The organism is Streptomyces sp. CGMCC 4.7035 (assembly GCF_031583065.1).
Classification (GTDB): Bacteria; Actinomycetota; Actinomycetes; order Streptomycetales; family Streptomycetaceae; genus Streptomyces; species Streptomyces yaanensis.
Genome location: NZ_CP134053.1, coordinates 2097209 through 2110984, shown reverse-complemented (window position 1 = coordinate 2110984; position 13776 = coordinate 2097209). Strand labels below are relative to the sequence as shown.

Sequence of the window (13776 nt, the reverse complement as noted above, 5' to 3'; positions counted from 1 at the left end):
AGGACTTTGTACGCCATCAGAATGGCCGGTCATCCTGATGCTGGGACATATACCTGTCCCCTCCCTCAAATTGACGTACACCACAGAGGAACGGTTGCTCACGGATCGCTTACGAGTGGGTCACGGCCGAATGGCCGAGCGCGGTGTCGGCTGCGGACGACCGCGCTCGAACGACCCACTCGAACGGCGCACCGGGAGCGCCCGAGTCCCTACGGTTGAGACTCCCCCCGAATCACGGCGAGCACGCCGTCCAGCTCGTCGGGTTTCACAAGAACATCACGCGCCTTGGAACCCTCGCTGGGTCCGACGATGTTCCGCGACTCCATGAGGTCCATCAGTCGTCCGGCCTTGGCGAAGCCGACACGCAGCTTCCGCTGGAGCATCGAGGTCGACCCGAACTGCGTGGAGACGACCAGCTCGGCCGCCTGGCACAGCAGGTCGAGGTCGTCGCCGATGTCCTCGTCGATCTCCTTCTTCTGCTTGGTGCCGACGGTGACGTCGTCCCGGAAGACGGGCGCCATCTGGTCCTTGCAGTGCTGGACCACCGCCGCGACCTCCTCCTCGGTCACGAAGGCGCCCTGCATACGCGTCGGCTTGTTCGCGCCCATCGGCAGGAAGAGCCCGTCGCCCTTGCCGATCAGCTTCTCGGCGCCGGGCTGGTCGAGGATGACGCGCGAGTCGGCCAGGGACGAGGTGGCGAAGGCGAGCCGGGAGGGCACGTTCGCCTTGATCAGACCGGTGACGACGTCCACGGACGGCCGCTGCGTGGCGAGCACCAGGTGGATGCCGGCCGCGCGCGCGAGCTGCGTGATACGCACGATCGCGTCCTCGACGTCGCGCGGGGCGACCATCATCAGGTCGGCCAGCTCGTCGACGATCACCAGCAGGTACGGGTACGGCTGTAGCTCGCGCTCACTGCCCTCGGGCGGCTTGACCTTGCCGTTCCTGATGGCCTCGTTGAAGTCGTCGATGTGCCGGAAGCCGTACGCCGCCAGGTCGTCGTAGCGCAGATCCATCTCGCGTACGACCCACTGGAGCGCCTCGGCGGCCCGCTTGGGGTTGGTGATGATCGGCGTGATCAGGTGCGGGATGCCCTCGTACGCGGTCAGTTCGACACGCTTGGGGTCGACGAGGACCATGCGCACGTCCTCGGGGGTCGCCCGGACCATGATCGAGGTGATCAGGCAGTTGATGCAGGACGACTTACCGGAACCCGTCGCACCGGCGACGAGGATGTGCGGCATCTTCGCGAGGTTGGCCGTCACATAGCCGCCCTCGACGTCCTTGCCGAGCGCGACCAGCATCGGGTGGTCGTCCTCGGCGGCGTCCGCGAGCCGCAGCACGTCACCGAGGTTGACCATCTCCCGGTCGGTGTTCGGGATCTCGATGCCGACCGCGGACTTGCCGGGGATCGGGCTGATGATCCGCACGTCGGGGCTGGCGACGGCGTACGCGATGTTCTTGGTGAGCGCGGTGATCCGCTCGACCTTGACGGCGGGGCCCAGTTCGACCTCGTACCGCGTGACCGTCGGGCCGCGCGTGAAGCCGGTGACGGCCGCGTCGACCTTGAACTCGGAGAACACGTTGGTGAGCGAGGCGACGACGGCGTCGTTGGCGGCGCTGCGCGCCTTGCCCGGGCCGCCGCGCTCCAGGAGGTCCAGGGACGGCAGCGCGTAGGTGATGTCGCCGGAGAGCTGGAGCTGCTCGGCGCGCGGCGGCAGGTCGCGCGGCTCCTGGGGTGCCGCCTTGGTCAGGTCGGGCACCACGGACTCGACCGTGAGCCTTTCCTGCTGGGGGCGTGCGGCCGGTACGGGCGTCGGCGTCGTCGGCTCCCGGTCCCCGACGGTCACCCCCTGGGTGAGGTCGGCGACGATCGGGGACGGCGGCATGCCGTGCAGGACGGCGCCGTCCAGGGCGGCAGCGGCGGCCGCTGCGACGTCCACGGCGTCCATCTCCCGGCCCATGGCGGGCTGCACGGTGGGGCGGCGGGGACGGCCGCGGCGCTTGGAGAGCGCCTCCTGCTCGGTTCCCTCCGGGTCGTACGGCTCGGCGACGGGCCCGCGCCGCCGGGTGCGCGGCAGTGCCTCGCGCCACTGCTCGTCGTAGCGCTCGTCGTCCTCGATTCCGGCGTCGTCCGCGGGGTCGTGCAGGACCCCGAGCTTCACGCCGAGCAGCCGCAGCCGCTGTGGGATGGCGGTGACGGGCGTCGCGGTGACGACGAGCAGGCCGAAGAACGTGAGCAGGACGAGCAGGGGTACGGCGAGGGCGGCGCCCATGGTGTACGTCAGCGGGGTGGCCGTGCCCCAGCCGATGAGTCCGCCGGCGTCCCTTATCGCCTGCATGCCCTCGCTGCGCGCGGGCGCGCCGCAGGCGATGTGGACCTGGCCGAGCACACCGATGACGAGCGCGGACAGGCCGATGACGATACGGCCGTTGGCCTCCGGTCGTTCCGGGTGGAGGATCAGGCGCACGGCGATCGCGCCGAGCAGGAGCGGCACGAGCAGGTCGAGGCGGCCGAAGGCGCCGGTCACCAGCATCTCGACGAGGTCGCCGACGGGACCGCGCAGATTTGCCCAGGTGCCCGCCGCGACGATCAGTGAGAGACCGAGCAGCAGGAGCGCGAGGCCGTCCTTGCGGTGCGCCGGGTCGAGCCCCTTCGCGCCCCGCCCCAGACCGCGGAACATGGCTCCGACGGCATGCGCGACGCCGAGCCAGAGGGCGCGTACGAGTCTGTACACGCCCGCGGTCGGATTGGGCGCCGGCGCGGGGGCGGGCTTCTTCGTCGCCGCCTTCTTGGCAGGCGCCTTCTTCGCGGGCGCCTTCTTCGCGGCGGCTTTCTTGGCGGGGGCCTTCTGCGCCGGAGCCTTCCTGGGAGCGGCCGCCTTCTTCGTGGGCGGCTTCTTGGCGGCGGGACGTGGGGCCATGAGTGTGAGGTTACCGGGGGAGACGAGAGGGGACACGCGTGACCACGAGTTCACCCGTTCGTGTCGCCCTTTGAGAGGCGCGAAGCTGACGCGAGCTCAAGGGGACACGGAACAGGCTTACTCCGGGCCGCCCCGCGGAGGGCATCTGCCCACCGGCGGGGGGGGCCTTTCAGTTCTGGGACGTCACCGGCGGCGCACCGCTGCCCGTGCCCGGCTCCAGGGCGTCCAGCGCCCTGCGCAGCCCCGTCAGTTTGCGTTCGAGATGGGCGGCGGTCGCCACCGCCGCCGCGTCCGCCGAGTCGTCGTCGAGCTGCTTGGACAGCGCCTCGGCCTGTTCCTCAACGGCCGCGAGCCGCGCGGAGAGTTCGGCGAGCAGACCGGCCGGCTCCTTGTTCTCACCCACCGCGGACTTGCCACCGCCCTCCAACTGGAGCCGCAGCAGGGCCGCCTGCTCCCGGAGTTGGCAGTTCTTCATGTAGAGCTCGACGAAAACGGACACCTTCGCGCGCAGCACCCACGGGTCGAACGGCTTGGAGATGTAGTCCACCGCACCCGCCGCGTACCCGCGGAAGGTGTGGTGCGGGCCGTGGTTGATGGCGGTCAGGAAGATGATCGGGATGTCCCGCGTCCGCTCCCGTCGCTTGATGTGCGCGGCGGTTTCGAATCCGTCCATGCCCGGCATCTGGACGTCCAGCAGAATGACCGCGAAGTCGTCCGTCAGCAGTGCCTTGAGTGCTTCCTCCCCGGACGATGCCCTGACCAGCGTCTGATCGAGCGCAGAGAGGATGGCCTCCAGCGCCAGCAGATTCTCCGGCCGGTCATCGACCAGGAGGATCTTGGCCTTCTGCACCATGGGCCGCCCTCCTCGCCCCGGCTTGGGGCCTCCCCTGTCCTGAGGACTCGGGGTGACGCCGCCCGGCGCCGCCCCAGGGGACGACTCCCTTGCGCCGCCCGTCCTTGTGCCGGTCATCGTAGCCGCACCCCGCCCGTCGCCACACCCTGTCACCGCGATGTCACTGTGCACGTAGCAGAAACGCAGCAAGGGACCAGAAGGTTCCCCGTACACCGCACTTTTACACGGCTTCGGCCACCCTCAGTCAGCAACTCCGCGTGAACGTTCGGGATTCCCGTCACTCCGCACGCATCCACTGTTCCATCACGGAGAGCAGATGATCGGGATCGACCGGCTTGGTCACGTAGTCGGAGGCGCCCGACTCGATGGCCTTCTCCCGGTCGCCCTTCATCGCCTTCGCCGTCAGCGCGATGATCGGCAGCCCCGCGAACTGCGGCATCCGCCTGATCGCCGTGGTCGTGGCATATCCGTCCATCTCGGGCATCATGATGTCCATCAGGACGACCGCGACATCGTCGTGCTGCTCCAGGACCTCGATGCCCTCACGCCCGTTCTCGGCGTACAGCACCGACAGGCCGTGCTGCTCCAGGACGCTGGTGAGCGCGAAGACGTTGCGGATGTCGTCGTCGACGATCAGCACCTTCTCGCTGTCGAACCGGATGCCCTGCCGCGGCGGCACGGGAGTCTCCTGCTCGCCGGCCCACGGCTCCTGTCCCGTACCGCCGCCGCGCTGCGCGCCCGCGGTGACCGCCCTGCGGCGGCGCCGGAAGAGCGCCGCGGGCCCGTTCTGGGTCTCCCGGTACGACTTCACCTCGGCCGGCGTCTCGATGTCCGGCACGGACAGCTCCGCCTCGGACGCCAGCAGCTCGTCGGCCTCCAAGGCGGGCGCGAGCTGCGAGTAGCCGTACGGCGGCAGTTCACTCGGGTGCAGCGGCAAATACAGGGTGAACGTCGAACCGCGTCCGGGCTCACTCTGCGCATGGATCTCGCCACCGAGCAGCCGCGCGATCTCCCGCGAGATCGACAGTCCGAGGCCCGTACCGCCGTACTTGCGGCTCGTGGTGCCGTCCGCCTGCTTGAACGCCTCGAAGATCACCCGCATCTTGCTGGCCGCGATGCCGATGCCCGTGTCGGCCACGGAGAACGCGATCAGGTCCGCATCCGCGTCCCGCAGCGAACCGGCCTCCAGAAGCTGCTCCCTGATGGCCACCGGGACGTCGCTGCCGGCGGGCCGGATGACCAGCTCCACGGCCCCGGTGTCGGTGAACTTCACCGCGTTGGACAGCAGGTTGCGCAGCACCTGCAACAGGCGCTGTTCGTCGGTGTGCAGCGTCGCGGGCAGCTCGGGCGAGACCCGTACGGAGAAGTCGAGGCCCTTCTCCGCGGTCAGCGGCCGGAAGGTGGCCTCCACGTAGTCGACGAGCTGGACGAGCGCGATACGCGTCGGGGAGACGTCCATCTTGCCCGCCTCGACCTTCGACAGGTCGAGGATGTCGTTGATCAGCTGGAGCAGGTCGGAACCGGCTCCATGGATGGTCTCGGCGAACTCGACCTGCTTCGGCGAGAGGTTCCCCTCGGCGTTGTCGGCGAGCAACTTGGCCAGGATCAGCAGGGAGTTGAGCGGCGTGCGCAGCTCGTGCGACATGTTGGCCAGGAACTCGCTCTTGTAGCGCATGGAGACCGCGAGCTGCTCGGCGCGCTCCTCCAGGACCTGCCGCGCCTCCTCGATCTCGGTGTTCTTGACCTCGATGTCCCGGTTCTGCTGGGCCAGCAGCTCGGCCTTCTCCTCCAGTTCGGCGTTGGACGCCTGGAGGGCCTTCTGCCGCTGCTCCAACTCCTCCGACCGGAGCCTCAGTTGCTCCGTCAGCTCCTGCGACTGCCGCAGCAGCACCTCGGTCTTGGTGTTGACGGAGATGGTGTTGACACTCGTCGCGATCATCTCGGCGATCTGGTTGAGGAAGTCCTTCTGGATCTGCGTGAACGGCGTGAAGGACGCCAGCTCGATGATGCCGAGCACCTTCCCCTCGAAGAGCACCGGAAGGACGATGACCTGCGCGGGCGGCGCCTCCCCGAGCCCGGAGGAGATCTTCAGATAGCCGCTCGGCGCGTTCTCCACCAGGATCGTGCGCTTCTCCTCGGCGGCCGTACCGATCAGCGCCTCACCCGGCCGGAACGACGTCGGCATGGAGCCCATCGAGTAGCCGTACGACCCCAGCATGCGCAGCTCGTACGCGTCGTCCGTGCCCGCGCCCTGGTCCTTGCCGTCGACCAGCGGCATGGCGAGGAAGAACGCGCCGTGCTGCGCGGAGACCACCGGCGTCAACTCGCTCATGATCAGCGAGGCCACGTCGTCCAGGTCGCGGCGGCCCTGCATCAGGGCGGAGATGCGGGCCAGGTTGCCCTTGAGCCAGTCCTGCTCCTTGTTGGCGATCGTGGTGTCACGCAGGTTGGCGATCATCTTGTTGATGTAGTCCTGAAGCTCCTGGATCTCGCCGGCGGCGTCCACGTCGATCTTCAGGTTGAGGTCGCCGCGGGTCACCGCGGTCGCCACGCGCGCGATGGCGCGCACCTGCCGGGTCAGGTTCCCGGCCATCTCGTTCACCGACTCGGTGAGGTCCCGCCATGTGCCGTCGACGTCACGCACGCGTGCCTGGCCACCGAGCTGGCCCTCCGTACCCACCTCGCGGGCGACCCTGGTGACCTCCTCGGCGAAGGAGGACAGCTGGTCGACCATGGTGTTGATGGTGGTCTTCAGCTCCAGGATCTCGCCGCGCGCATCGATGTCGATCTTCTTGGTCAGATCGCCCTTGGCGATGGCCGTGGTGACCATCGCGATGTTGCGCACCTGGCCGGTGAGGTTGGACGCCATCTGGTTCACGGACTCGGTGAGGTCCTTCCACGTGCCGGCCACACCCGGTACGTGCGCCTGGCCGCCGAGGATGCCGTCCGTGCCCACCTCGCGGGCCACCTTGGTGACCTGGTCGGCGAACGAACTCAGCGTCTTCACCATGGTGTTGAAGGTGTCGGCGAGCTGCTGGACCTCGCCGCGCGCCTCGATCGTCACGGTCCGTGTCAGGTCGCCGTTGGCGACGGCCGCCGCGACCTGGGAGATGTTGCGCACCTGCGTGGTCAGGTTGTTGGCCATCAGGTTGACGTTGTCGTTGAGGTCCTTCCAGATGCCGGTGACGCCGGGGACGTGCGCCTGGCCGCCGAGGATGCCCTCGGTGCCCACCTCACGGGCCACCCGCGTCACCTGCTCGGCGAAGGACGACAGCTGGTCGACCATCGTGTTGACGGTGGTGACCAGTTCGAGGATCTCGCCCTTGGCGTCGACGGTGATCTTCTTGGACAGGTCGCCCTTGGCTACCGCGGTCGTGACCTCGGCGATGTTGCGCACCTGGATGGTCAGGTTGTTCGCCATGAAGTTCACGGACTGCGTGAGGTCCTTCCAGGTGCCGGAGACCCCCTGGACCTCCGCCTGCCCGCCGAGGATGCCCTCGGTGCCCACCTCACGGGCCACCCGCGTGACCTGCTCGGCGAAGTTGGACAGCTGGTCGACCATCGTATTGAGGGTGTTCTTCAGCTCCAGGATCTCGCCGCGCGCGTCCACATCGATCTTCTGCGACAGGTCACCGCGCGCCACCGCGGTCGCGACCTGCGCGATGTTGCGCACCTGGGTGGTGAGGTTGCCGGCCATGAAGTTGACGGAGTCGGTCAGATCACGCCACACGCCGGCCACGCCGGGCACTTGCGCCTGACCGCCGAGCCGGCCTTCCGTGCCCACCTCGCGGGCCACCCGCGTCACCTGCTCGGCGAAGGCGGAGAGCTGGTCCACCAGGTTGTTGATGGTGTTCTTCAGCTCCAGGATCTCGCCGCGCGCGTCCACATCGATCTTCTGCGACAGGTCTCCACGCGCCACCGCCGTGGTGACCTGGGCGATGCGCCGTACCTGCGTGGTGAGGTTGCCCGCCATGAAGTTGACGGAATCGGTGAGCTCCTTCCAGGTGCCGCTGACGCCCGGCACCACGGCCTGGCCGCCCAGGCGGCCCTCCGTGCCCACGTCCCGCGCCATGCGCGTGACCTGCTCGGCGAAGTTCGACAGCTGGTCCACCATCGTGTTCACGGTGTTCTTCAGCTGGAGCATCTCGCCGGAGACGTCCACGGTGACCTTCTGCGACAGGTCGCCGTTGGCCACCGCCGTCGTCACCTGGGCGATGTTGCGGACCTGTCCGGTGAGGTTGCGGAACGCGGTGTTGACGGAGTCCGTCAGGTCCTTCCACGTGCCGGCGGCGCCGGGCACCTGCGCCTGGCCGCCCAGCTCACCCTCGACACCGATCTCCCGCGCCACGCGGGTGACCTCGGAGCCGAAGGCGGACAGCTGGTCCACCATCGTGTTGACGGTGTTCTTCAGCTCCAGCATCTCGCCGGCCACGTCGACGGTGACCTTCTGCGAGAGGTCACCGCTGGCCACCGCCGTCGTCACGGCGGCGATGTCCCGCACCTGAGTGGTCAGGTTCCGGAAGACCGTGTTCACCGAATCGGTGAGGTCCTTCCACGTGCCCGCCGCACCCGGCACGTTCGCCTGCCCGCCGAGCCGGCCCTCGCCGCCGACCTCGTTGGCGACCCGGGTGACCTCGTCCGCGAACGTGCGCAGCGTCTCGGTCATCTGGTTGATCGTCTCCGCGAGCTGCGCGACCTCGCCCCGCGCCGACACGGTCACCTTCTGCGACAGGTCACCGTTGGCGACCGCGGTCGTCACCTGCGCGATCCCTCGCACCTGAGCGGTCAGATTGCCGGCCATGAGGTTCACCGAGTCGGTGAGGTCCTTCCACACGCCGGCCACACCGGGCACCTGCGCCTGCCCGCCCAGCTCGCCCTCGGTGCCCACCTCGCGGGCGACGCGGGTCACCTCGGAGGAGAAGGAGGACAGCTGGTCCACCATCGTGTTGACGGTTTCCTTCAGCTCCAGCATCTCGCCGGCGACATGAACCGTGACCTTCCGGGACAAGTCACCCTTCGCGACCGCCGTCGTCACCAGAGCGATGTCCCGCACCTGCGCAGTCAGCCGGTACGCCATCGTATTGACAGAGTCCGTGAGATCCTTCCACGAACCGGACATACCGCGCACTCGCGCCTGTCCGCCCAACTTGCCCTCGGTACCGACCTCGCTGGCCACCCGCGTGACCTCGTCGGTGAACGTCGACAGCTGGTCGACCAGATTGTTGACCGTACGCCCGACCTTGAGGAACTCACCGCGCAGCGGATGCCCGGGACCGTCCGGCCCCGCGGTCCGCAGCTCCATGCGCGGCGACAGATCACCCTCGGCCACCGCGGACAGCACCCGGCCGACCTCGGAGACGGGCCGTACGAGATCGTCGACGAGCGCGTTGGAAGCGTCGATCGCGGCCGCCCAGGAACCCTCACAGGCCCCCGTCTCCAGCCGCTCGGTGAGCTTGCCCTCGCGGCCCACCGTCCGCCGCACCCGCGCCAGCTCCCCGGTCAGATGCAGATTCCGGTCGGCCACCTCGTTGAAAACGGCGGCGATTTCGGACATGACTCCATCACCGGAGACCGTCAGCCGCTTCCGGAAATTGCCGTCCCTCATGGACACCAGGGCCGCCAACAGCCGGTTCAGGGCCGCCGTGTCCACCGCGGTGGTGCCATTGCGCGGTTTGCGCTGGTTACTCAGGGACTGTCCGCCTTTTGCGCGCGTCTTTGTGCTCCGCGTCGCTGCGCCAGACTCCACTGTGTCCCTCCCGCAGGGGTCGACCATCACTGCTGTGCTCAGAGGTACTGCTCGACGTACCGGTTACTGCTGCCTGCCGCTGCCCGATGGACCAGGCACGCCCGCATGCTCCTGCCCTGCATGGCGGAACACACTCGGCCTGCCCGAACCTTCTCTGGAAGCTTGCCCAGTGTTTCACCATGCCTGAACCAGGCCATAACAGTTCGGCAGCTTCGCACATCGTCCGCACACACTCCGGGGGTAAACACCGGCGACCGGCATCCGCACGGACGGCGAAGGTAAGTAACCTTGCATGCGGCTGTCCAGCCGCACCGGTCCGACCGGCCTGGGCGGTGGCACGAGCACGAGCGGGCAGGCATCGGAGGGGCGCCGCACCATGACCACCGGACTGCATCCCGGAGGACCGCAGCAGGATCCCCGGGAGACGGGGAGCCAGCCACTGCCTCGGCAGGAGTGGGTCGGCCCAGGAGCCCTGCACGTCGACAACCGGACGAGGAGTTCTGTGATCACCGCGCGCGCGGCCGCCAAGTTCGAGCCCGTCGGACGATCCGTCGCGACCGCCCGGTCCTTCGTCCGCGACACGCTCCAGGGCTGGGGCTTCGCCGACATCGTCGACGACGCGGTAGTCCTCACGAGCGAACTGGTCACCAACGCCGTGGTGCACGCCGGTACCTCCGCGGAAGTCCTGTGCCTGCGCAGCGACGACGGCGTACGCATCGAGGTCGCCGACCGGTATCCGGAACGCGAGCTCCCGATGCAGTCGACCGCCGTCAGCATGGGCAGCCCCGACCGCGAGGGCGGCCGCGGCCTCCAGCTCTGCGCCGCCCTGGCCGGCCGCTGGGGCGTCGAGTACACGCCCACACACAAACAGGTCTGGTTCCAACTCCATCTGCCCGAACGCCCGGTGGGCACGCGCGCGGCGGGCCCCGCACTCCCCGCCCACCTGCTCCCGCTCGCCGACGGCCGGGTCCGCGTCGCGGTCGTCCAGATCGACCGCACCGGCTCCATCACCGCCTGGAACGAGGACGCGGAGGAACTCTTCGGATACGCGGCCGAGCAGGTCACCGGCAAACCGCTCACCGACCTCGCGGCCTGGCCGCACACCCCCGGCACCAGCACGGGCATCGCCGAGGCGCTCCAACTCTCGCGCTGGGAAGGCAGCTACGGCATCCGCGGCGCCGACGGCCGCGTGGCCCCCGTCTACGCCTCTCATCTGCGCGTACGGGACACGGCAGGCGAACCGTCCACGGTCTGCCTGCTCGTACGCGACCACGAACGCGCCGTCCTGCAGACCCCGTTGCGCGGACCGGCCCCCGACACGGCGAGCGCCCCCGACGGCCAGGCCGCCGACCCCTTCGAGGTGTTCATCGGCTCGCCGCCCCCCGACGACCTCGACGGTCTTCTGCAGCGCACGGTCGAGCGCGCCCGCGACATGCTCGACGGCGACGCGGCCTTCCTCCTCCTGGCGACCGACGACGAAACGGAGTTGGAGGTACGCGCCTCGACCGGCCTGCCCTCCGCCCGCCAGCGCTTCGCCCGCGTCCCGGTCGAGGCGGGCCCCGGCCGCTACGGCTCGGCCCGTATGCCGGCCGTGCACGACGACCTGACGGCAGTACCGGGCGCGGTCCCCCTGCTGGCCGGCACGGGCATGCGCTCGGTGGTGACGGTCCCGCTGAAGGTCGAGGGCCGCCTCACCGGCTCCCTCGGCGTCGGCGCAGAGGCACCGTCACGCTACTCCAACGAGGAGGCACTGCGCCTGCAGTTCGCGGCCGACCGCATCGCGCTCGCCGTGGAATCCGCCCGCCTGGGCGAGCTGGAGCGCCTTCGCCGAGGCTCGCTGAGCTTCCTCGTCGAGGCCTCCGACCTCCTCGCGGGCACCCTGGACCGCGACCAGACCCTCGCGCTCATGGCCCAGATGACGATCCCGACCCTGGCCACCTGGTGCGCGGTCTACACGATCGCCGACCAGGCCTCCGAGCCGTACCTCTCGTACGTCCTGCACGAGGACGAGGAACGCATCGACGGCCTCAAGGCTCTCCTGTCGAAGGTTCCCCCGCCGGAGCCGATCCCCACCCCGGGCGCCCGGGTCTGGACGGCTCCCGCGGAGGCGGCCCATCAGGCGGCCCTGCGCACGTCCATGCGCACCCTGGGCAACCTGGGCGAGCCCGCGAGAATCAGCTCCGGTATCGGTACGACACTGGCGACGTCAGCGGCGGTGGGCGGCGAGACGGTCGTACTGCCCCTCGTCGCCCGCAACCGCGTCATCGGCATGCTGACGCTCGGCAAGCCGGCGGACGAACACTTCCGCCAGGAAATCCTGGAGCTGGCCGAGGACTTGAGCCGCCGGGCGGCCCTGGCCCTGGACAACGCCCGGCTGTACTCGGAACGCACGGCCATCAGCCAGTCCCTCCAGCGCAGCCTGCTTCCGCCCGGGCTCCCCCGCGTCGACGGGGTCGAGGTCGACGTCATCTACCGCGCGGCCGGCGAGGGCAACGAGGTCGGCGGCGACTTCTACGACCTCTTCCCGATCCGCGACGGCGCGTACGGCTTCGCCATCGGCGACGTCTGCGGTACGGGACCGGAGGCGGCGGCGGTCACCGGCCTGGCCCGCCATGCCCTCCGGCTGCTGGCCCGAGAAGGCTTCGGCGGCCCGGCGGTCCTGGAGCGCCTGAACTCCGCGATCCTCGACGAGGGCGCCCGCAGCCGCTTCCTGACGCTCCTGTACGGCGAGTTGTGGCCCCAGGAGGACGGCAGCGCGGTCCTGAAGGTGGTCTGCGCCGGACACCCGCTGCCGCTGCGCCTGCGCCAGGACGGCACGGTCGAACCGGCCGCCGAACCGCAGCCGCTGCTCGGTGTCATGGAGGACCTGGAACTGTACGAGCAGACGGTGACGCTCGATCCGGGCGACGTCCTGCTGTGCGTCACGGACGGGGTCACCGAGCGCCGCGAGGGCACGCGCATGCTGGGCGACGACGGCCTCGCGGACGTTCTGACGACCTGCACGGGCCTCACGGCGGGTGCGGTGGCCGCCCGCATCATGCGTGCGGTCGAACGATTCGCGTCCGACGCCCCGTCGGACGACATGGCGATTCTGGCGATGCGGGTTCCGGGCCTTCCGAAGGAGTAAGGGAGGCCCGGGTCCCGGGCCCGGATCGAGGCACGAAAAAGGCCTCGCCCTGATGGGCGAGGCCTTTTGTCCGAGCCCCCAAACGGAATCGAACCGTTGACCTTCTCCTTACCATGGAGACGCTCTGCCGACTGAGCTATAGGGGCCTGTCACCTTTTCGAGGTTTCCCTCGCGGCAACGGAATAGATCATACCCCGAACAGGGGTGTGCTCCCAAATCATGGGCACCGCATCAGAAAGCGGGCTGCAGCAGTCCGCCCAGCGCATTGCACGCGGAGACGATCCGGTTCATCTCACGCTTCGTCAGCGACGCGTCCACCGGCAGGGAGAGCGTCTCGTCGGCGGCCCGCTCGGTCTCGGGCAGACAGACATCCCGACGGAGCCCCGGCACACGGTGCACCGGCGTCTTCACCGGCACCCGGCACTCAACTCCCTTGGCCCTCAATGCCCGCGCGAAGGCGTCCCGGTCCGGCCGCCCGTTGCCCGGCACACGCACGACGTACTGCTGATAGGTGTGACCGCCGCAGGCCTCGGGCGTCCGCACGCCGCGCAGTCGCCGGTCGAGATACGCGGCCCGCTCCCGACGCTGCGCCACCTCGGCGTACGGCGTCTCGGACTCCCCCTGCTCCAGCACCAGAAGTCCGTGCCGCTGCCCGACCTCATGGAGGACCGCGACATCGGCCGGCCGTCCGAAGCGGTGGACGACGACGACCGCGGCGGTCTGCGGGGACACCATGGCCTCGACGGCGACGGGGTCCAGGCAGTACGTCGCCGGGTCTATGTCGGCGAAGACCGGCGTCGCGCCCGTCAGGGTCACGGCCTCGGCGACCTCTATATTCCCGAAGGCCGGCACGATGACCTCGTCACCGATGCCGATACCCGCGGCCCCCAGCATTCCTGCAGTACCCATGGCAGGGATGCTGATGCGGCGAAGTGAACGCAAAGTGACACGCAAAACAAAAGAGCTGGTCCTCGAACCGAAGTTCGGGGACCAGCTCTGAATATTTGTTCGGCGGCGTCCTACTCTCCCACAGGGTCCCCCCTGCAGTACCATCGGCGCTGTAAGGCTTAGCTTCCGGGTTCGGAATGTAACCGGGCGTTTCCCTCACGCTATGGCCACCGAAACA

At 69.1% G+C, this 13776-nt stretch carries 5 protein-coding genes, 1 tRNA gene and 1 rRNA gene; 1 reads left to right on the top strand and 6 read right to left on the bottom strand.

The window, feature by feature from the left end:
• Positions 1 to 209: 209 nt before the first annotated feature.
• The 3 genes from Q2K21_RS08845 to Q2K21_RS08835 all read right to left on the bottom strand — a co-directional run bounded on the left by Q2K21_RS08845 (position 210) and on the right by Q2K21_RS08835 (position 9523).
• Positions 210 to 2924, bottom strand: a complete 2715-nt coding sequence (locus Q2K21_RS08845) for a DNA translocase FtsK (protein WP_310768413.1) — start codon at positions 2922 to 2924, stop codon at positions 210 to 212.
• A gap of 169 nt (positions 2925 to 3093) precedes the next feature.
• Complete coding sequence (locus tag Q2K21_RS08840; RefSeq protein WP_310768411.1) at positions 3094 to 3777, bottom strand: response regulator; 684 nt, start codon at positions 3775 to 3777, stop codon at positions 3094 to 3096.
• Positions 3778 to 4054: 277 nt separating this feature from the next.
• Entirely contained in the window at positions 4055 to 9523 is a 5469-nt protein-coding gene (locus Q2K21_RS08835; protein ID WP_310768409.1) for a HAMP domain-containing protein, read from the bottom strand.
• 376 nt (positions 9524 to 9899) lie between these two features.
• Here Q2K21_RS08835 and Q2K21_RS08830 point away from each other — a divergent pair, with 376 nt between their 5' ends.
• On the top strand, positions 9900 to 12650 hold the full coding sequence (locus Q2K21_RS08830; RefSeq protein ID WP_310780745.1) for a SpoIIE family protein phosphatase: 2751 nt from the start codon (positions 9900 to 9902) through the stop codon (positions 12648 to 12650).
• 73 nt (positions 12651 to 12723) lie between these two features.
• Here Q2K21_RS08830 and Q2K21_RS08825 read toward each other — a convergent pair.
• The 3 genes from Q2K21_RS08825 to rrf form a co-directional block, all read right to left on the bottom strand.
• A tRNA-Thr gene (locus Q2K21_RS08825) sits at positions 12724 to 12796 on the bottom strand.
• An 85-nt stretch (positions 12797 to 12881) separates the two neighbouring features.
• Positions 12882 to 13544: a DegT/DnrJ/EryC1/StrS family aminotransferase gene (locus Q2K21_RS08820; protein WP_310780742.1), complete on the bottom strand. Its 663-nt coding sequence runs from the start codon at positions 13542 to 13544 to the stop codon at positions 12882 to 12884.
• Between the two features lie 112 nt (positions 13545 to 13656).
• Positions 13657 to 13773 (bottom strand): 5S ribosomal RNA (gene rrf / locus Q2K21_RS08815).
• Between the last annotated feature and the right edge of the window lie 3 nt (positions 13774 to 13776).